Raw genomic sequence first — 16,815 nt, 5'->3', positions numbered from 1 at the left:
TTTCTCCAGTACGGATGTGCTGGAAACTATAGCGATGGCGGCTGACAATGGCAGTCTCCTTTGCGTGCTAACTTGCTGCGATGAAGCACCCTCTCAGACGCTGGCTGGCCGGCATTGCCGTGGTCCTGTTGATCGGGGCCGGGGCGCTGGTGTGGGTGGTGAGCACCCGCTTGCCAAGCGACGAAGAGGTGGCGGTGCGAATTTCCGAAGCCTTCGAGAAGCGATTCGGCATTGGCCTGAAGGTGGGCGGCGCGCATTGGTCGCTGCTGCCGGCGCCGGTGCTCGTGCTTTCCAACGTTTCTACCGACCAGCCCCGCCCGGTCACGCTGCGCCGCATCACGGTGCAGCTCAAGCTCACGGAACTGCTCGGCCGGGTCGTCGCCGTGGACGAAGCTGAGATCGAAAGCCTGGTGCTGCCGCGCGAATCGTTTCGCGCGTTTCGCGGCAAGGAACCCAAGCCGAAGGAGGCCGGCAACATCGTCGCGTTGCCTTCGCCCTGGACGCTGGCCCCCGTGCCGCTCGAAAAGCTGCGCTGGCGCGACGTCGTCTGGATCGACCGGCGCGACATTGCGCTGGCCTACGACGGAGAGATCAGCTTCGACGCCAACTGGCGCCCGCGCCAGGCGCGCCTCGAACGCGCCGGCGCATCGCCTCCCGCCCGCTTGCGCTTGGACCGCGCCGCCGCAGGGCAAGACCGGTGGCGCACCCGCATCGACGTGGGCGGCGGCACGTGGAACGGCGTCACCCTGCTGGAAGCGCAGCCGGAGGACAAGCTGCGCCTGTCGGCCGAGCTGGAGCCCCGGCAAGTCGACATCGAAGGCCTGGTGCAAGCCTTCGGACGGCGCACTGCGGTCGCCGGCAAGGTCTCGGGCTTTTCCACGCTGGTGGCCGAAGCCGGCGACCTGGGCGGACTGGTCCGCGGCATGCGTACGCGCACCACTTTTTCGGTTCGCCCCGCCACGCTCACCGGGCTCGACCTTGCCAAGACGGTGCTTACCGCGGGCACGGACCGCAGCGGCACCACGCCGCTCGACGAGCTCACCGGCACCCTCGAAACGCAGGGCACCGAAGACGGCATCGTGCTGCGCTACACCAACCTCAAGGCGCGTTCGGGCGTGCTCACTGCCAGCGGCAACCTGCGGTTCTTCAACAGAAAGCTGGACGGCGACCTGGCGGTCGACCTGGTCGACGGGGTCGTGGGCATGCCGCTCAAGATCGGCGGCACCGCAAGCGACCCGCAGATTTCACTCACGGGCGGTGCGCTGGCCGGCGCTGCGGTCGGCAGCGCGGTGCTGCCCGGCGTGGGCACGGCCATTGGTGCGCGCCTGGGGCAGCAGGTGGAAAAGCTGTTCGGCACGGAGGCGCCCGCCAAAAAAGCCGCGCCTGCACCTCGGAAGCAGGGCGTTACTCCAGCTCGTTGAACTGGATCGCCCCCTCCTTCATGACCAGCGGAATGCGCTCGCCTTGCCCCAGCAGGCACGAAACGTCGCGCAGCGGATTGCCATCGACAACCAGGACGTCGGCGAGTGCACCCGGCACCAGGCGGCCCAGGCGGTCTGGCATGCCCAACACTTCGGCGCCGATCACGGTGGCGCTGGCAATGGCCTCGGCGGGCGACAGCACCTCGGCACGCAGGCGGAACTCGTCGCTCTGCAGCCGCTGCGATTCGCCCAGCAGGTCGGAGCCGAAGCCCATCTTCACGCCCGCCGCCTTGTAGATCTCCAGCGAGCGCAGGCCCGCTTCGCGAACGTCGGCCACCTTGGCGACGCTTTCCTTGGGCAGGCCGAAGCTCTCGCCCTCGTTGGCCAGCGCGTCGTAGGTAACCAGCGTCGGCACCACGTAGGCGCCCATTTGCGCCATCAACGCCGCGGTGGGCGCGTCGACCAGGTTGCCGTGCTCGATGGTGCGCACGCCGCAGCGCACGGCCCTGGCAATGGCCTCTGCGGTGTAGGCATGGGCCAGCACGTAGGTGCCGCGCGCCCGCGCCTCCTCGACGATGGCGCGTATCTCGTCCTCGCTGTAGCCGAAAGCGCCCACCGGGTCGGTCGGCGAGGCCACGCCGCCCGACGCCATGATCTTGATCTGGTCTGCGCCCATCTGCAGTTCTTCGCGCACCGCCCGGCGTACGGCGTCGACGCCGTCGACCACGCGCGCCAGCGCGCCTACCCGCACGCAGGTCGGGCAGGGGGCATTGGGGTCCAGAAAATCGGAACGCGCCCGCATGTCGCCGTGGCCGCCCGTCTGGCTCAGCGCGCGGCCCGAGACGAACAGGCGCGGCCCCTGGGCCAGCCCCGATTCGACCGCCTGCTTGAACGCAAACCCCGCGCCGCCCGCATCGCGAACCGTGGTGAACCCGCGCCGCAGCATGCCGCGCAGCATGGGCACGCTGCGCAGCGTAATGAGCACGTTCGGCATGTGCACCTGCCGCGCAAGGTTGAGCTCCACCGCAATCACGTGCACGTGCAGGTCGATGAGGCCGGGCATCAGCGTCTTGCCCTTCAGGTCGATGACCCGCGCCGCCTTGCTCTGGAGCGGCTTGTCGGAGACTTCGCGCACCACTCCGTCCTCGACCAGAAGGTCGTGGCCTTCCAGCAGTTCGGCGCGCAGCGGATCGAGCAGGGAGGCGTTCTTGAAAAGCACCGCGTCGGTCATGCCATGGGCTCCTTGGTGTATTGCGCCATTACGGCCGGCACCGCCAGTTGCGAGAACACGCGCGCGAGCTCGACGTGCCCAGCGCCGTACCAGTTCTCTTCGTGCAGCATGTTGAGCGTGCCCAGTGTCTCGCCGCGCCAGCGCAGCGGAATGTTCAGAACACTGCGGCAGCCCAGCGAAACGATGAGTTCGTGGTCATAGAAAACGTCGCGCAGGTCGTCCGCGTTGCGGCCGATGTAAGGCAGCCCTTGCTGCATTACCTGCTGCATCCACGGCGAATCGGTAACCGGCTTGCGGCCGCCCACAGGGTAGGCCTCGCGCATGTTGGTGTACACGCGCTCCGACTCCCGCGCCTCCCGGTGGTGCACCAGGATGGTGAAAAGCCGGTGGCCGATGGTTGCGGCCACCGCCTTCTCGAGCGCGTCGAAGGTGGCCTGGGGTTGCTGCGTGTCGGCGTGCGCGCGCGCGACGGCCGACAGCGATTCGTCGAATGGCTTGGGTTGCATGGATGTCCTGCGTCAGGAAAGTTCGGTTGCCGCAATGTCCTCGAGCGAGCGGCCGCGTGTTGGAATGCCCATGAACGTGACGGCCGCTGCACCCAGCAGCAGCACCGCAGTGGTCATGCCGAACACGCCCGCAAAGCCCAGCGCCGGATAGATGAAGCCCACCAGGATCGGCGCCGTGATGCCCCCTATGCGGCCGATGGCCGACGCCAGGCCGGAGCCCGTTGCGCGCACCTGCGTTGGAAACACCTCTGGCGTATAGGCGTAGACACCCGCATAGGTGCCGTTCATGAAGAAGGACAGCAGAACGCCCGCCGCCATGATCTGCGCATCGCTGTGCGTAAAGGCAAGCCCCAGCGCCGAGATGCCGCCCAGCAGCATGTAGCTCACGATGGTGGCCTGCCGGCCGATCTTCTCGTTGAGCCACGCGGCCGAGAAGTAGCCCGGAATCTGCGCGAGATAGATCACGAGCGAGTAGCCGAAGCTCTTGGTGATCGTCATGCCGTTCTGGATAAGCAGGCTGGGAATCCACGTGAAGAACGAGTAGTAGCTGAAGGTGATCGCGAGCCACATCAGCCAGGTCATGGTGCTGATGCGGATGAGCTTGCTGGACACCAGCGTGGCGTAGTTCTTCAGCAGGCTGCCGCGGCTGTTGCTGGGCGGCGGCGCAGCCACGTCTTGCGCGTTGAGCGCGGGCAGCGCAAGGCCGCGCTGCACCGTCTCGGACTCCATTGCATCGACGATGGTTTCGGCCTCGGCCTGCCGGCCCTGGCTTTCGAGCCAGCGCGGCGATTCGGGCAGCGCACGGCGCCACCACAACAGCAGCAGCACCGGCATTGCGGTAATGAAGATGACGATGCGCCATCCCTGCGGATGCGCCGGCACGATGAAGTAGCCCAGCAGCGCCGCCGCGACGAAGCCGAACGAGAAGAAGCCCGCCAGTGCGCCGGTGAAAGTGCCCCGGTAGCGGCGCGCCACGAACTCCGAAAGGTAGGGCGCAATGATTGCGCTCTCTGCACCGGCGCCGAAGCCGGCCACGATGCGCAGCGCAAGAAACACCGTCCAGCTGTCGACCATGCCGCTGAAGAGCGATGCCACGCAGTAGATCGCCAGCGCCGACATCATGACCACGCGCCGCCCGAACAGGTCTCCGCAGGTGCCTGACGCAAGCGCACCGAAGAAGAAGCCGATGAAGTTTGCGCTGGCCAGCACGCCGATCTGCACGCTGCTGAGCCCCCATTCGGTGCGCAGCACCGGCAGCACGAAGGCGATCACCGCGGCGTCCATTGCGTCGAAGGTGTAGCCCAGCCCTCCCATCATGAGCAGCCGGCGGTGAAAACCGGAGAAGGGCAGGCGCTCTATGCGAGCCGACAGCATGGTCATGTGAATCCCTCGACTTCGGTGGTGGTGCGATGAAGCGGCAGATCGTAGGATCGCGGGGATATCACGACAAATTTATACGTGTGATTGTGTTTATAGATCCAGTGAATGATCGGACCGCACACAATGAACTACCGCTCCGCCGATCTCAACCTGCTGAAGGTGTTCGAAGCCCTCATGACCGAGGGCAACGTCACGCGCGCAGCCAGCAAGCTGTCGCTCACGCAGCCCGCGGTCAGCAATGCGCTGCGCCGCTTGCGCGAAACCTTCGACGACGCGCTCTTCGTGCGCAGCGGTGCCGGCGTCAATCCGACGCGGCGGGCCATCGACCTGTGGGAGCCGCTGTCGCAGTCGCTCCATGCGATTCGCGGCACGCTCGACGTGGAGCGCTTCGATGCCCTGCGAAGCACTGCAAGCCTGAGCATCGCAATGTCGGACTACGTGTCCGGCATCGTGGTGCCGCGGCTCGCAAGCAAGCTCAGCAAGTCGGCACCCTCGATGCAGATCCACGCCATTCCCAACACGCTGGTCGATTTCGACAAGGTGCTGGCCGACAACAAGGCCGACTTCGCGATCAGTGTCTACAACGAGGAAGTGCAGCGCCCGGCGTTTCTCAAGTCAAGGGCGCTGTGGTCGCCCGATTTCGTCTGCGTCATGCGCACGGGGCATCCGCTGGCACGCGCCGACAGGATCCCGCTGAAGAAATTCCTGGCGGCGCGCCACGTGGACGTGAGCCTGGTGGGCAAGACCACGCCGACCTACGATTTGTTCCTGCACAGCCGCGGGCTGCAGCGCAATCTCGTCGCAACGGTCAACCACTACGGCGCGGCGTACGAAGTGGTGCGCCGCTCCGACCTGATTGCGGTGCTGCCGTGGTCCGAGAAGTTCGAGCCCGCGCGCCTGGCGGGTCTTCGCCGGATGCCGGTGCCGCTCGAGGCTCCGGCACGCATCATCGAACTCTTCTGGCACCAGCGGCACGAAACCTCCGCGCTGCACCAGTGGCTGAAGAACACGCTGCTGGCGTTGTTCGAGCAGCCTTCGTGATCAGGCGAAGAGGCGTATCACCTGCAGGTCGTGGTGCGCGCCGGCATGCAGCCGCGCCACCTCGGCCGCGCGCCGCGTGAGCACTGCGCGCTGGTTGATGTAGCCCTTGTCGGTGATCTCGCCCGCATCGAGGCTGGGCGGCTCTGAGAGCACCAGCGCGCGCGTGGGGCATTGCGACGAGCCCGCGCCTTCGTCCCGCAGTGTGCGCAGCACGTCGGCAATTCGCTCTGCAAGTGCCTGCGGCGCAGCTTGCGGAGCGGCAAACACCAGCATGCCGATCTCGTCGCTGTCATGGCCGGTCAGGACCACGTCCTGCGCATGCGGCGCCAGCATCGACACCAGCTTGACGCGCAGGGTACCCACCGACACCCAGGTGCCGCTCGAGAGCTTGAAGTCTTCCGCCACGCGGCCGTTGAAGATCACGCCGTGCTCGGGCCGGTCGGCATTTGCCAGGTAGCCCGCATCGCCGATGCGGTAGTAGCCCTCTTCGTCGAAAGCTTCCGCCGTTTCACGCGGCGCGTTGCGGTAGCCCGGAAACACCGAGACGCCCTTCACGCGCATCTCGAGCTTTTGCCCGTTGGGCACGAACTTGAGCTCTAGCCCCGGTAGCGGCGCGCCGATGCAGCCTGCACCGTCGAGCTTCCAGTGCGCCGAGGTGATGGCCGGCGACGTCTCGGTTGCGCCCCACGAGGTGGTGAGCCACAGCGGCCGCTCGGGCCGCACGCGTTGCGCCACCGCTTCGAGCCGCTGCCAGGTCGAGGGCGCGAGCGCCGCCGCTGCATAGAAGGCCAGCCGCAGGCGCGAGAACACTTCCGCGGCGACGGTGTCGTCGGCCTCGAGAAACGGCAGCAGCATGTCGAAGCCGCGAGGCACGTTGAACAGCAGCGTCGGCTTTACCTCGCGCAGGTTGCGCACGGTTTTTTCGATGAGCCCCGGCGCGGGCCGGCCCTCGTCGATGTAGAGCGCGCCGCCGTGGCACAGCACCATGTTCAGGTTGTGGTTGGCGCCGAAGGTGTGGCTCCAGGGCAGCCAGTCGACCAGCACCGGCTTCTCCAGTGCGAGGAAGCGCCAGGTCTGCGCCATCATCTGCTGGTTGGCGCACAGCATGCGGTGCGTGTTGATCACCACCTTGGGCTTGCCGGTTGAGCCGGAAGTCAGCAGGTACTTGGCGTGGGTGTCGGGCAGCACCGCTTCGTAGGCCTGCATCACGGCCGGCGTTTCGCTGGCCGCAAGCAACTGTGCAAAGGGCAGGGCGCCGGCGTGTGCATCGGCATTGCGGCTGAACACCGCCACAGCCCCCACGCCGCAGCCCGCGAGCGCGCCGCCGTACACCTTGGCGTCCGATGCATAGACCAGCGCCGGTTGCAGCGCCTGCAGCATGCCGTGCAACCGCGACGGGTCCTTGGCCATGCGCGAATACGCGCTCGACAGCGAGCATGCCGTGCGGCCGATGTGCATGGCCGCGAGCATCAGCACGGCATGGTCGATCGAGTTGTCCGAAAGGATTGCGATGGGCTTGCCCGCGGGCAGCTTCAGGTCGAGCAGCGCCTGCGCCACCGCGCCCACGGCCTGGCGCAGCGCGCGGTAGTCGAGCTTGCACCAGCCTTCGCCGCTCTCGTCGCGTTCCGCAAAGGCCAGCGCGTCGGGGGTTTCGCGCGCCCACCGTTCGATCCATTCGCCGATGCACCGCGCATAGGGCTTGAGCGCCATCGGCGAACGCAGCGCGAAGGAGCCGTCGTCGAAATCGATGCGCACCGTGCGCGGCGGGGCGATCTGGCTCTCGTCCAGGAGGAAGTCGTCGTCGGTCATATGCGGTCGCTGCCGGGCCGCCCCAAAGCGAACCGCGCCTCCCCCACGGGGGGTGGCGAAGCACACGAAGTGGCAAGCCGGGGGGCAGTCATTTCTAGTCTAGTCTGCCGGTATCGGCCTTGGCGCGAATCAGGTCTAACAGCAGGATGTCGCGGGCGGCCTCAAGGTCGGCAACGCGCCGCGCACCCAGCTCTTCTGCCACGCCTTCGGCCACTTTCTTCTTGAGTTCTTCGGTCATCGACGGCGCGCCCAGGTCTTTCCACCAGTCCTCGATGGGCCCGCCCAAGTGCGCGAGCACGTGTTCGATGCCGCCCGCGCCGCCCGAGAGGTGCAGGTTCATGAAGGGCCCCATCACCGCCCAGCGCAGGCCGGGGCCGTGCGCAATGGCGGCGTCGATGTCGGCCACACTTGCGACGCCTTCGTTGACGAGGTGAAAGGCCTCGCGCCAGAGCGCCGCCTGCAGCCGGTTGGCAATGTGGCCCTTGACCTCGCGCTTCACATGGATCGGCCGCTTGCCGATGGCCGCATAGAAGGCCATCGTGCGTTCGATGGTCTCGGCCGACGTGCGCTCGCCACCCACCACCTCCACCAGCGGAATCAGGTGCGGAGGGTTGAACGGATGGCCCAGCACCACGCGTTCCGGGTGCCTGCATTCGGCTTGCACCGCGCTGATGGCAAGCCCCGACGAGCTGGAGGCCAGGATGGCATGGGCCGGTGCGGCCTCGTCCATGCGCCGGAACAGGTCGGTCTTGAAGTCCAGCCGCTCGGGGCCGCTCTCCTGAACGAAGTCGGCCTGCGCCACCGCGTCTTCGAGCCGGGCATGAAAGCGCAGCCGGCCGGCCGAAGCCCTGCTCGCCAGGCCGAAGCGCTCGAGCGTTGGCCAGTGTGCGGCCACCGCCGCGCGCAGCCGCGCCTCTGCATCGGGCGAGGGATCGGTGGCCTCTACATCCAGCCCCTTCGCCAGGAAGAAAGCGGCCCAGCTGGCGCCGATGACGCCGGTGGCGACCACCGCCACGCGTTGGGGAGATTCGGCAGGTTGAAGAGTCGGTGCCATACGCATCGCCTCAGGAGTCAGCGGTGAAGCCGATCTTCTTTACCAACGGCCCCCAGCGTTCGGCCTCGGCCCGCTGCGAGCGCGCCATCTCCTCGGCCGTGGAGCCCTGCGCGATCAGGCCGACCACGGCCAGGCTGTCGGTCACCACCTTTTCCTTGATGGCTGCATTGATGGCGGCATTGGCCGCAGCCACCACGCTGGCGGGGGTTTTGGCCGGTGCGTAGAAGCCGAACCACTCCTCGGTGGTCAGCTCCCCGAAGCCTTGCTCGGCAAAGGTGGGCACTTCGGGCGAGAAGGGCGAGCGCGCCTTGCCCGATGTGGCAATCAGCCGCAGCTTGCCGGCCTTGTGGTTGGGAATGAAGTCGCCGCTGGGCGTGACCATGGCCGCAATCTGCCCGCCCACCACATCGGTCACGCCGGGAATCGAGCCGCGGTAGGGCACATGCTTCAGGTCGACTCCGTTGTTCAGCCCCAGCAGTGCGCCGATGAAGTGCGGCGTAGAGCCGGCCGCCGGAGAGCCGTAGCTTGCCTGGTTCGGGTTGGCCTTGGCCCAGGCCAGAAAGTCTTTCACCGTGCGCACTTCGGGCGGCACCAGCGGGCCGATCGCCAGGCCGTGGTGCATGACGGCTGCGATCGACACCGCCACGAAATCCCTGGCCGGGTCGTAGCTGAGCTTGCTGTAGATGTGCGGATAGATCGACGTGCACGAGAACGGCGACAGCGCCAGCACGCTGCCATCGGCCGGCGCGCTCTTCAGGCTTTCGAGCGCAATGCGGCCGCCCGCGCCCGGCTTGTTCTCGACCACGGCCACGTTGCGCGTGTAGGCCGATGCTGCGAGCTTTTCGCCCACGCGGCGTGCCACGCTGTCGCCCGCGCTGCCGGCCGGAAAGCCGTAGTAGATCTTCACCTGCTCGAGCGCCTGGGCCAGCGCAGCCAGCGGGGAGAGGGCGCCCAGCGCAGTGGCTGCGCCCAGCGTGTGGATGAAATGGCGGCGGTTGTTCATGGAATGTCTCCTGTTTTCATGGCGGGTGAACGACCGCTCAACGCGGCGCGAATTCGGGGCGCGGCCCGCCTCTGCGCGGCAGCCCCATCATCTGCCTTGCCTCTGCAGGCGTGGCCACTTCCATGTCGAGCTCATGGATAACGCGCACGATGCGTTCGGTGAGCTGCACGTTGGTGGCGAGCTCGCCGTGGCGAAAGTAAAGGTTGTCCTCAAGCCCCACGCGCGCATGCCCACCCAGCAGCAGTGCCGCCACATTGGCCTCCAGCTGCGAAGTGCCGATGCCGCTCACGCCGAAGATGCTGCCCTTGGGCAGCGTGTCGACCATCATCTGCAGGAAGCGCGGCGAATACGGCATCGCGTTCTGGAAGTTGCGGTGCACGTTCATCACCAGGTTGATGAAGTAGGGCTCGTCGTCGTGGCCCTCGCCGATCAGCGTGGCCGTGTCCTGCAGGATGTGCGTGGGGCTGAACACCTCCCACTCGGGCTTGATGCCGCGCGCCTTCATGCCGGCGGCCAGCTCGCGGCCACGGGTAATGGGCGTGTCCATCAGGATCTGCTTTCCCTCGAAGCTCAGGTTGAGCGTGGTCGCATCCAGCGTGCACATCTCGGCGCCCGCGTCCATGCCCTTGATGCGCTCTTCCCACGCAATCTCCCAGCGGTCGCCCGCCAGCGGCTTCACCATGTCGCCATGCACACCGCCGCCGGTGGAGTTGTTGATGACGATGTCGCAGCCGGCATCGCGAATGCGGCTGTTGATGTCGCGGTATACGTCGGCGTTGCACGTGGCGCCGTCGTCGGGCCGCCGCGCGTGAATGGCAGCCACGCTGGCGCCGGCATTCCAGCAGCGCAGCACGTCGGCCGCAATTTCGGCCGGCTGGGTGGGAAGGTTCGGGTTCTGCGACTTGTGCGCCATGCCGCCCGTGGGGGCAATGGTCACGATCACTTTGCGCTTGGACGACATGCTCCGGATCTCCTGGGTCTTCGTTCATGAGGGGCGCGCTATTATTTTTTGCAGGCGCAGGCACACTCAGTCATTGCGACGACATTTGGAGTCAGGGTTTACGCGGCGCGGCCCCTTTTTCGCCACATCAGGAGCTTTCTTTTCATGCCAACGACGAAGCCGGCCATAGCGGCGGCATCGCTCACGATCGAGCAGTTGCTCCAGCGCTCGGCCTGGTTCCCGGCGCTCGACGATGCGGCGCGCGAGTGCGTGCTCGACGAGATGCGCGAAGTCGAAGTCGCGGCCGGCGCCGCGCTGTGCCGCCGCGGCGATACGCCGCTGCACTGGTACGGCACGCTCGAAGGTTTGCTCAAATGGTCGATCACCTCCAGCGACGGCCGCTCGGTCACCTTCGGCGGGCTGTCGGTCGGCAGCTGGTTCGGCGAAGGCACGCTGCTGCGCGCCGCTCCGCGCTCGGCCGACGTCATTGCGCTGCGGCCCAGCCGCGTGGCCCAACTGCCGCTGGAGACGTTCCAGTGGCTGCATCGCACGCAACGCGGCTTCGATCACTTTCTGCTGCAGCAGCTCAACGAACGGCTGCACTGGTTCATGGGCAACTACGCCGCGCATCGGCTGCTCGACGCAGACAGCCAGGTGGCGCGAGCGCTGGCGGGGCTGTTCCACCCGTGGCTTTATCCGGGCAGCGACCCGCACCTGCAGACGTCGCAGGAAGAAATCGCGAACCTCTCGGGCGTGTCGCGCCAGCGGTGCAATGCGGCGTTGAACCGGCTGAAGGAGGCGGGTTTTTTGCGCATCGAGTACGGCGGCATCACCGTGATCGACCTGGAAGGGCTGCGCCGCTTCATCGAATAGGCGCTGGCCCCTCAGCGTCTTTCACTGCGCCGGCTTGGCCTTGTCCGCCAGCCGCTTGCGGTACTCCGTCGTCGTCAGGCCTGCAAAGCCCCAGTCGTCGGTGTCGATCTCCTCGATCACGATGTGCGTCCACTCGGGCGGCTTGTTCAGCACGCGTTCGAGCGTTTCCGTGAACTCGGCAATGACCTGCCTCTTCTGCTCGCGCGTGACGCCGTCACGGGTGATCTTCAGGTTGATGAAAGGCATGGCGTGCTCCTTGCGGTGAATGAGGTGATTACCACTTGCCCGTGCTCATGCCGCCGTCCACCGGCAGCACCACGCCCGTCGTGAAATCGGCACTGGTGAGGTAGAGCACCGCATCGGCAATTTCGCGCACGGTCGCAATGCGTCCGGCGGGCGCAAGGCCGTTCAGAAAGCCGTGCTGCTCGGACGTGTACAGCGGCGTGTCGACGATGCCGGGCGCCACCGCATTCACCTTGACGTTGTGCGGCGCAAGCTCGAGCGCCAGTGCGCGCGTCGCTGCGTTGATGCCGCCCTTGATGAGCACCGGCAGCAGGGCAGGCACCTGCTGGTTCGGCTGCAGCGCGATGCTGGCGGTGATGTTCACGATGTGGCCCTGGCGGCGCGCCACCATGTGCCTTGCCGCAGCCTGCGATGCATAGACAAAGCCCTTGAGGTTGGTGGCCACCAGCTGGTCGAGCTCTTCCTCTGTGTATTCGACAAACGGCTTGGCGTTGAAGATGCCCGCGTTGTTGACCAGCACGTCGACCTTGCCGAAGCGTTCCACCGCGCGGGCGATGAGCTGCTGCGCGGTGTCGCGCTGGCCGATGTCGCCCGCCACACCCAGGAAGCGCGCGGGGTTGCCCAGCTGCTTTGCAGCGGCGGCAAGCCGCTCTTCGGTGCGCGCATTCGCGACCACGTTGAAGCCGCGCTCCAGGTAGGCCTGTGCAAGGCCCAGGCCGATGCCGCTCGAGGCGCCGGTGATGACGACGGTGGGTGAGTTGCTGCTGCTATCTTGCATGTCGGTTCTCCAAACAGGTTGATGACGTGAGGAGAACTGTATTGATGACGTGGTAATGGATAAATCACTAGACTCGCACTTCACTTGATACGCGAGGTAATCAATCCATGCAAAGGCAGTTCGGCGACATCCTCCTGGGCAGCATCGAGCTCTTCTGCCTTGCTGCGGAAACCGGCGGCTTTACTTCGGCGGCGCTTGCGGCGGGTGTAACGCCGGCTGCAGTGAGCCGCTCGATCTCGCGGCTCGAGAAGCGGCTGGGGCTGCGTCTGTTCGTGCGCACCACGCGCAGCGTGCGGCTCACCGACGCGGGCCGCACCTACTTTGCGCAGTGCCAGCAGGCACTGGCGCAGCTTGCCGATGCCGAGCGCGAGGTAATGGGCCAGCAGGCGCAGCCTTCGGGCACGCTGCGCATCAGCGTGCCCACCACCTATGGGCATCACCGCATCCTGCCGCTGCTGCCGGTGTTCCGCGAACGCTTTCCCGACATCCGCCTGCATGTGCACCTGAGCAACCGAAACATCGACTTTGTCGAAGAGGGCTACGACATGGCCGTGCGCGTGCGCGCCCAGCCCGACTCCACGCTGATCGCGCGGCACCTGGAAGATGCCGATCTTGTCGTTGTTGCCACGCGCAAGTACCTGAAGAGGGCCGGCACGCCGCGCACGCTGGCAGATCTTTCCGCGCACGAGTGCATCCAGTTCGAGCTGCCCAGCAGCGGCCGCCGCATCTCGTGGCTCTTCAAGGAGAACGGCAAGGACCGCGAGGTTTTTGCGGACAGCGCCTACAGCTGCTCCGACGACGTGCTCGGCGGCGTCACCCTTGCCAGGAGCGACGCCGGGCTGTTCCAGACTTACCGCTTCGTCGTGGAAAAAGAACTGGCCGACGGCACGCTCGTCGAAGTGCTCAAGCCCTTCGCGGGCCGTTCGCGCCCCTACACGCTGCTGTACCCGGACGGGCGCCACGTGCCCCTGCGCATGCGGGTGTTCATCGACTTCCTCATGGCGCAGCGCGGCGCCTGAACGCTACACGCCCAGCAGTTCCTCAAGCGCCTTCGGCTCCGCCAGCAAGTCGGCCGATGCGCCATGCCGCACGATCTGGCCCTTTTCCATGACCACCGCAAGATCCGTGTGCGCAAGCACCTTGCGGTAGTCGCGGTCGACGATGAGCGTGGCGATGCCGGTTGCGCGAATCTCGCCGATCACGCGCCAGATCTCGGCCACGATCAGCGGTGCGAGGCCTTCGGTGGCCTCGTCGAGGATCAGCAGGCGCGGGTTGGTCATGAGGGCGCGGCCGATGGAAAGCATTTGCTGCTCGCCGCCCGATAGCTGCTGGCCACCATGCGAGAGCCGCTCGGCCAGCCGCGGAAAGGTGGCCATCACGCGGTCGAAGGTCCAGGCGCGGCGGCCGTCGATGCCAGCGCGCTCGCTCATCACGAGGTTCTCGCGCACCGAAAGGTTCGGAAAGATGCCGCGGCCTTCGGGCACATAGCCGATGCCCAGGCGCGCCATCTTCTCTGGCGGCCAGCCGGTGACGGTGCGGCCATCGACCTGCACTTCGCCCGAGGCCGGGCGCACGTAGCCCATCATGCTGCGGATGAGCGTGGTCTTGCCCATGCCGTTGCGCCCGAGCAGGCCCACCGAGGTGGCAGCGGGTATGCCGGCATGCACGCCGCGCAGGATGTGGCTGTTGCCGTAATAGGTGTTGAGGTCGCGGACGACGAGCATGTCAGTGGTCCTCGCCCAGGTAGGCCGTGCGCACTTCGGGGTTTTCTCGAATCGAGGCCGGGTCGCCCGTTGCGATGACCGTGCCGTTCACCATCACCGTGATGCGGTCGGCAATGCGGAACACCGCATCCATGTCGTGCTCGACCAGCAGGATGGCGTGCGTGGCCTTCAGGCGCGCAAGCAGCGTGAGCATGCGGTCGGTCTCTTCGGCGCCCATGCCTGCAAGAGGCTCGTCGAGCAGCAGCACGCGGGGCTTGGTGGCAAGGCACATTGCCACTTCGAGCTGCCGCTGTGCACCGTGGCTCAGCGTGCCGGCAATGCGCTGGGCTTCGGTCGCAAGGCCGGCGGCTTCCAGCGCCGCGTCGGCCGCCGCATTGCTGGCCGCGCAGCGCTGCGACGGCTCCCACACGGTCCACGGCCTGGCCGTGGCTGCCTGCGCCGCGAGCCGGCAGTTCTCGTGCACGCTGAACTCGGGGAAGATGGTCGTGCGCTGGTAGCTGCGGCCCACGCCGGCGCGGGCGCGGCGCCACTGCGCGCGCTGCGTCACGTCGGTGCCGTCGAGCGTGATGCGGCCTTCAGAGGCCTCGATCTCGCCCGAGAGCATGTTGATGAGCGTCGACTTGCCCGCGCCGTTGGTGCCGATCACCGCATGCACTTCGCCGACGTGCAGGTCGAGCGTGACGGCGTTCACGGCGGTGAGGCCGCCGAAGCGGCGGGTGAGGCCTTGAACGGAAAGAAGAGCTGTGGCGGTCATGGTTTTGCTCCTTCCCCCTTTGGGGGAAGGTTGGGATGGGGGCGGGCAGGGCGCTCGATGGTGGCGCCGCGTGCCCCCACCCCGGCCCTCCCCAGGAAAGGGAGGGAGAAATACGAAAGGCCAGTCATGCAGCCTCCTTCGGCGAAATGCGCTTCACAAGCCCGATCAACCCCTTCGGCAACAGCGCCACGAACACGATGATCGCAATGCCCAGCGTCAGCTGCCAGTGGTCCGCCAGCGGCCCCATCACCGCATGCGTCGAGAAGATTTCCTTCAGCAGCGTGAACGCAATGGCGCCGATGACCGCGCCGCGCAAATGTCCCAGGCCGCCCAGGATCACCATCAGCAGCACCTCGCCCGAGTTGTGCCAGGCCATGAGCTCGGGGTTGACCACGCCGTCTCGCGAGGCCAGCAGAAAACCCGCCAGACCGGCCAGCGCACCCGCCAGCACAAAGGCCGCGAGCTTGTAGCCATACACCGGAAAGCCCGCCGCGCGCATGCGCTGCTCGTTCACGCGAATGCCCGCCAGGGCCGCACCGAAGCGCGAGCGGCGCACCAGCGCCAGGAGGCCGTAGGTGAACACCAGCGATGCAAGCACCACGTAGAACAGCACCATGCGGTTCTCCATGTCGAGCTTGCCGATGGCGGGGCGCACATACATGTAGATGCCATCGCTGCCGCCGCCCACCTTGGTGTCGTGGAACACGAAGAACGCCATCTGCGCGAAGGCGAGCGTCACCATGATGAAGTACACGCCGCGTGTGCGCAGGCTGAGCGCCCCCACGAAGAGTGCGTAGAGCGCGGCGGCACCCATGGCCGCGGGCAGCAGCAGCGCAAGGTTGCCGCCCTCGTTGCCCGAGGCCAGCACCGTGACATACGCGCCGATGCCGTAGAACGCCGCGTGCCCCAGGCTCACAAGGCCGGTCATGCCAACCAGCAATTCGAGGCTCAGCGCGAAGATCGACAGGATCATTACCTTGACGACGAAGTCCGACACGTAGTTGCCCATCATGGGGCCGAGCACGCCGATGGCAATGGCGCAGATCACCGGCACGAGGAACGCGCCGCGCCTCACGGAACTGTGAGCCTGCGTCATGTGCGCCTCCCCATCAGCCCCTCGGGCTTCCAGATGAGCACGATGGCCATCAGCAGATAGATGCCGATGCCGCTCAGGTCCGCGAAGAACACCTTGCCGAAGGTGTCGACGAAGCCCACCAGCAGCGAAGCCAGCAGTGCACCGGTGATCGAGCCGATGCCGCCGATCACCACCAGCACGAAGCAGATGATGAGCACGCTCGCACCCATGTTCGGATACACCGACGACATGGGCGCCGCAATCATTCCGGCCAGCGCCGCGAGCGCCACGCCCGCCGCAAACACGATGCGGTAGAGCCGCTTCACGTCGATGCCCAGGCCGCGCACCATGTCGCGATTGCTCGCGCCCGCACGGATCATCATGCCCAGCCGCGTGCGGTTGACCACCCAGTACAGCGCCACCGCCAGCACGATGCACGCGGCAGAAGCAAAGAGCCGGTACCACGGGTAGCTCATGACATTGCCGAGCGCAAAGCTGCCGTCCAGCCACGCCGGCACCTTGACCCCATGCACGTCGTTGCCCACCAGAATGGAGCGCAGCTCCTCGAACACCAGGATGAGCCCATAGGTCATGAGCACCTGCTGCAGGTGGTCTCGCTGGTAAAGGTAGCTGAAGAAGGCCCACTCCAGCACGTAGCCGAAGATGGCCGCCAGCACCACGCCGGCCACCAGCATCAAGAGAAACTGGTCTCCGAAAAGCGGCGCAAGCGTGAACGCCATGTACGCGCCGATCATGTAGAAACTGCCGTGCGCAAGGTTGATCACGCCCATGATCCCGAAGATCAGCGTGAGCCCCGAGGCCACCAGGAAGAGCAGGAGTCCGTACTGAACCGAGTTCAGGCACTGGACAAGAAAGGTGCCGAAATCCACGTTGAAATCATCCCCTGTTGGGCTGGGAGGAGCAGGCGCCAGGCGCCTGCGACTGTTCGGGAGACACCGCGGAACCGGCTTTGCCGGGCCGCC

The 16,815-nt window shown here is 66.5% G+C and carries 17 protein-coding genes; 4 read left to right on the top strand and 13 right to left on the bottom strand.

Annotated features, from left to right (window positions below; translation table 11 throughout):
• Positions 1-80 precede the first annotated feature (80 nt).
• A complete protein-coding gene (locus J2X67_RS20365; RefSeq protein WP_309955881.1) occupies positions 81-1,421 on the top strand; it encodes an AsmA-like C-terminal region-containing protein in 1,341 nt (446 codons plus the stop codon).
• On the opposite strand, the gene J2X67_RS20360 is transcribed toward J2X67_RS20365, so the two are convergent.
• Genes J2X67_RS20360 through J2X67_RS20350 form a run of 3 tightly spaced genes read right to left on the bottom strand, consistent with a single transcriptional unit; the run spans position 1,405 to position 4,538 of the window.
• Positions 1,405-2,652 (bottom strand): amidohydrolase family protein, encoded by a 1,248-nt coding sequence (locus tag J2X67_RS20360; RefSeq protein WP_309955879.1) that lies wholly within the window; start codon positions 2,650-2,652, stop codon positions 1,405-1,407. The genes J2X67_RS20365 and J2X67_RS20360 overlap by 17 nt on opposite strands.
• Positions 2,649-3,158 carry a GAF domain-containing protein gene (locus tag J2X67_RS20355; protein ID WP_309955877.1) on the bottom strand — a complete coding sequence of 170 codons (510 nt, stop codon included), beginning with the start codon at positions 3,156-3,158 and terminating at the stop codon, positions 2,649-2,651. Before J2X67_RS20355 ends, J2X67_RS20360 begins: the two co-directional genes overlap by 4 nt.
• 12 nt (positions 3,159-3,170) lie before the next feature.
• Entirely contained in the window at positions 3,171-4,538 is a 1,368-nt protein-coding gene (locus J2X67_RS20350) for an MFS transporter (RefSeq protein WP_281148994.1), read from the bottom strand.
• 123 nt (positions 4,539-4,661) lie between these two features.
• On the opposite strand from J2X67_RS20350, the gene J2X67_RS20345 reads away from it, so the two are divergent.
• Positions 4,662-5,579, top strand: coding sequence for a LysR substrate-binding domain-containing protein (locus tag J2X67_RS20345; protein ID WP_309955875.1), 918 nt, complete (start codon positions 4,662-4,664; stop codon positions 5,577-5,579).
• Here J2X67_RS20345 and J2X67_RS20340 read toward each other — a convergent pair whose 3' ends face one another.
• The 4 genes from J2X67_RS20340 to J2X67_RS20325 all read right to left on the bottom strand — a co-directional run bounded on the left by J2X67_RS20340 (position 5,580) and on the right by J2X67_RS20325 (position 10,406).
• The gene (locus tag J2X67_RS20340) at positions 5,580-7,388 is read right to left on the bottom strand and encodes a feruloyl-CoA synthase (protein WP_309955873.1); all 1,809 of its coding nucleotides are present in this window, start codon (positions 7,386-7,388) and stop codon (positions 5,580-5,582) included.
• 94 nt (positions 7,389-7,482) lie between these two features.
• Complete coding sequence (locus J2X67_RS20335) at positions 7,483-8,442, bottom strand: 3-hydroxyacyl-CoA dehydrogenase NAD-binding domain-containing protein (RefSeq protein WP_309955871.1); 960 nt, start codon at positions 8,440-8,442, stop codon at positions 7,483-7,485.
• 10 nt (positions 8,443-8,452) lie between these two features.
• On the bottom strand, positions 8,453-9,445 hold the full coding sequence (locus J2X67_RS20330; RefSeq protein WP_309955869.1) for a Bug family tripartite tricarboxylate transporter substrate binding protein: 993 nt from the start codon (positions 9,443-9,445) through the stop codon (positions 8,453-8,455).
• A 37-nt stretch (positions 9,446-9,482) separates the two neighbouring features.
• Positions 9,483-10,406, bottom strand: a complete 924-nt coding sequence (locus J2X67_RS20325; RefSeq protein ID WP_309955867.1) for a 3-keto-5-aminohexanoate cleavage protein — start codon at positions 10,404-10,406, stop codon at positions 9,483-9,485.
• 144 nt (positions 10,407-10,550) lie between these two features.
• On the opposite strand from J2X67_RS20325, the gene J2X67_RS20320 reads away from it, so the two are divergent.
• Positions 10,551-11,258, top strand: coding sequence for a Crp/Fnr family transcriptional regulator (locus tag J2X67_RS20320; protein WP_309955865.1), 708 nt, complete (start codon positions 10,551-10,553; stop codon positions 11,256-11,258).
• A gap of 21 nt (positions 11,259-11,279) precedes the next feature.
• On the opposite strand, the gene J2X67_RS20315 is transcribed toward J2X67_RS20320, so the two are convergent.
• Both J2X67_RS20315 and J2X67_RS20310 read right to left on the bottom strand, forming a co-directional pair.
• Complete coding sequence (locus J2X67_RS20315; protein WP_309955863.1) at positions 11,280-11,504, bottom strand: 4-oxalocrotonate tautomerase family protein; 225 nt, start codon at positions 11,502-11,504, stop codon at positions 11,280-11,282.
• A 28-nt stretch (positions 11,505-11,532) separates the two neighbouring features.
• Positions 11,533-12,279, bottom strand: coding sequence for an SDR family oxidoreductase (locus J2X67_RS20310; protein WP_309955862.1), 747 nt, complete (start codon positions 12,277-12,279; stop codon positions 11,533-11,535).
• A gap of 107 nt (positions 12,280-12,386) precedes the next feature.
• On the opposite strand from J2X67_RS20310, the gene J2X67_RS20305 reads away from it, so the two are divergent.
• Positions 12,387-13,298 carry a LysR family transcriptional regulator gene (locus tag J2X67_RS20305; RefSeq protein ID WP_309955860.1) on the top strand — a complete coding sequence of 304 codons (912 nt, stop codon included), beginning with the start codon at positions 12,387-12,389 and terminating at the stop codon, positions 13,296-13,298.
• A gap of 3 nt (positions 13,299-13,301) precedes the next feature.
• Here J2X67_RS20305 and J2X67_RS20300 read toward each other — a convergent pair whose 3' ends face one another.
• The 4 genes from J2X67_RS20300 to J2X67_RS20285 form a co-directional block, all read right to left on the bottom strand.
• Complete coding sequence (locus J2X67_RS20300) at positions 13,302-14,003, bottom strand: ABC transporter ATP-binding protein (protein ID WP_126746614.1); 702 nt, start codon at positions 14,001-14,003, stop codon at positions 13,302-13,304.
• Position 14,004: 1 nt separating this feature from the next.
• Positions 14,005-14,757, bottom strand: a complete 753-nt coding sequence (locus J2X67_RS20295) for an ABC transporter ATP-binding protein (RefSeq protein ID WP_309955856.1) — start codon at positions 14,755-14,757, stop codon at positions 14,005-14,007.
• Positions 14,758-14,881: 124 nt separating this feature from the next.
• Complete coding sequence (locus tag J2X67_RS20290) at positions 14,882-15,853, bottom strand: branched-chain amino acid ABC transporter permease (protein ID WP_309955854.1); 972 nt, start codon at positions 15,851-15,853, stop codon at positions 14,882-14,884.
• Positions 15,850-16,722 carry a branched-chain amino acid ABC transporter permease gene (locus tag J2X67_RS20285; protein ID WP_309955852.1) on the bottom strand — a complete coding sequence of 291 codons (873 nt, stop codon included), beginning with the start codon at positions 16,720-16,722 and terminating at the stop codon, positions 15,850-15,852. The genes J2X67_RS20290 and J2X67_RS20285 overlap by 4 nt, the downstream gene beginning before the upstream one ends.
• Positions 16,723-16,815 lie beyond the last annotated feature (93 nt).

Origin of the sequence: Variovorax sp. 3319 (genome assembly GCF_031456585.1) — a bacterium.
GTDB lineage: Bacteria > Pseudomonadota > Gammaproteobacteria > Burkholderiales > Burkholderiaceae_C > Variovorax > Variovorax paradoxus_P.
The sequence above is the reverse complement of the archived record's forward strand: the minus strand, read 5'-3'. Positions and strand labels throughout refer to the sequence as shown.

What these genes read in the sequence shown, in the direction of transcription:
- J2X67_RS20365 (WP_309955881.1), top strand. Translation starts at nt 81, where the DNA reads ATGAAGCACCCTCTCAGACGCTGGCTGGCCGGCATTGCCGTGGTCCTG.
- J2X67_RS20360 (WP_309955879.1), bottom strand. Translation starts at nt 2,652, where the DNA reads ATGACCGACGCGGTGCTTTTCAAGAACGCCTCCCTGCTCGATCCGCTG.
- J2X67_RS20355 (WP_309955877.1), bottom strand. Translation starts at nt 3,158, where the DNA reads ATGCAACCCAAGCCATTCGACGAATCGCTGTCGGCCGTCGCGCGCGCG.
- J2X67_RS20350 (WP_281148994.1), bottom strand. Translation starts at nt 4,538, where the DNA reads ATGACCATGCTGTCGGCTCGCATAGAGCGCCTGCCCTTCTCCGGTTTT.
- J2X67_RS20345 (WP_309955875.1), top strand. Translation starts at nt 4,662, where the DNA reads ATGAACTACCGCTCCGCCGATCTCAACCTGCTGAAGGTGTTCGAAGCC.
- J2X67_RS20340 (WP_309955873.1), bottom strand. Translation starts at nt 7,388, where the DNA reads ATGACCGACGACGACTTCCTCCTGGACGAGAGCCAGATCGCCCCGCCG.
- J2X67_RS20335 (WP_309955871.1), bottom strand. Translation starts at nt 8,442, where the DNA reads ATGGCACCGACTCTTCAACCTGCCGAATCTCCCCAACGCGTGGCGGTG.
- J2X67_RS20330 (WP_309955869.1), bottom strand. Translation starts at nt 9,445, where the DNA reads ATGAACAACCGCCGCCATTTCATCCACACGCTGGGCGCAGCCACTGCG.
- J2X67_RS20325 (WP_309955867.1), bottom strand. Translation starts at nt 10,406, where the DNA reads ATGTCGTCCAAGCGCAAAGTGATCGTGACCATTGCCCCCACGGGCGGC.
- J2X67_RS20320 (WP_309955865.1), top strand. Translation starts at nt 10,551, where the DNA reads ATGCCAACGACGAAGCCGGCCATAGCGGCGGCATCGCTCACGATCGAG.
- J2X67_RS20315 (WP_309955863.1), bottom strand. Translation starts at nt 11,504, where the DNA reads ATGCCTTTCATCAACCTGAAGATCACCCGTGACGGCGTCACGCGCGAG.
- J2X67_RS20310 (WP_309955862.1), bottom strand. Translation starts at nt 12,279, where the DNA reads ATGCAAGATAGCAGCAGCAACTCACCCACCGTCGTCATCACCGGCGCC.
- J2X67_RS20305 (WP_309955860.1), top strand. Translation starts at nt 12,387, where the DNA reads ATGCAAAGGCAGTTCGGCGACATCCTCCTGGGCAGCATCGAGCTCTTC.
- J2X67_RS20300 (WP_126746614.1), bottom strand. Translation starts at nt 14,003, where the DNA reads ATGCTCGTCGTCCGCGACCTCAACACCTATTACGGCAACAGCCACATC.
- J2X67_RS20295 (WP_309955856.1), bottom strand. Translation starts at nt 14,757, where the DNA reads ATGACCGCCACAGCTCTTCTTTCCGTTCAAGGCCTCACCCGCCGCTTC.
- J2X67_RS20290 (WP_309955854.1), bottom strand. Translation starts at nt 15,853, where the DNA reads ATGACGCAGGCTCACAGTTCCGTGAGGCGCGGCGCGTTCCTCGTGCCG.